1 protein-coding gene is annotated in these 1,043 nt (G+C 48.7%); it reads right to left on the bottom strand.

Annotation, left to right across the window (positions count from 1 at the left end; genetic code table 11):
* The coding region (locus tag HHA01_RS14685) for a hypothetical protein (protein WP_141322063.1) at window positions 1-840 on the bottom strand (840 nt) is incomplete at its 3' end.
* Window positions 841-1,043 lie beyond the last annotated feature (203 nt).

Genomic DNA, 1,043 nt, shown 5'->3' with positions numbered 1-1,043 from the left:
CACCCACTGACCGTTACGGCGGATGAAGTAAGGCCTTATCTTGCTTGAAACGCCTTCTTCCTGCACATGGTTAAACCGTATCGGGACCTGAACCCCCTCTGTTGTCAGCCAGGCCACTCGGTTATCCGCCGCCAAGTTCAGGGTTAATGGCTCTTCTGGAAAACTATTTAATTGATAAATATCAGGATTGTCGAAAAACATATTGTAGCTGTAGCGTTCACGCACGTACGCTTCTGACGTGCCGGAAGCCAAGGCGAGCTCTTTGGTTCTGGTTGAGGCGGCCTTCTGAAGGGCAGCGTTATTGCCCGCGGAAAACAGTTTATGCAAGCGGCGGTATTCACGGGTCAGGCTATCGCGGGTCGCGGCATTGTCACGCAGTACATCGCCCTCTTCCCAACACCAGGTGGGCATCGGTTGGCGGTTATTAAAGGGAATATACAACGTATCAAAGTCTTTTTTCCTGATAAATCGGATCTCACTGTCCCGGGGTTGCAAGGGAGCACCCGGATCTCTTGAGACAATTTCGGACTTGGCGTCTTCCACGCCAGGTCTCATCACGACTTCAAAGGCGGTGCTGGCTTCAGTGTTGGGGTTTTGACCTAGTCTCCAATATATTAGTGATACGCGCAGCTCATGCTCAATATCGTATTCGTAGGGCCATGAACTTAACTCAACAATATTTTTACCTTTTTTGATGTATTGGCTAATCGGTTGGCGCTGATCTAAATGGCTTGGTACGCCAGTAAAATCGAGCATAATTCCCTGTATATCTAGTGATGATGTTAAACCATTCACGCTCCAGCGGACACCAAACTGATACGCTTCTTTGTCCTGTGCCATTGACTGTGTTCCCATACCGATTAGTAGCGATAAAATAAGTACAATAAGCGATTTCATACGACGCCATAGGCCTTCGTTAAGTAAATACATTAAACTCCCCTTCCCAGGCATCAGCCAAGCGGTAGGAATGGGTGCTGCCATCTTCTTGCCAACGTTTACCACCGGAGGTCTCGATTACTTGGGCGCTACGGCCCCTTGTTTTA

The sequence above is a fragment of the Halomonas halmophila genome (assembly GCF_006540005.1).
Lineage (GTDB): Bacteria > Pseudomonadota > Gammaproteobacteria > Pseudomonadales > Halomonadaceae > Halomonas > Halomonas halmophila.
The sequence above is the reverse complement of the archived record's forward strand: the minus strand, read 5'-3'. Positions and strand labels throughout refer to the sequence as shown.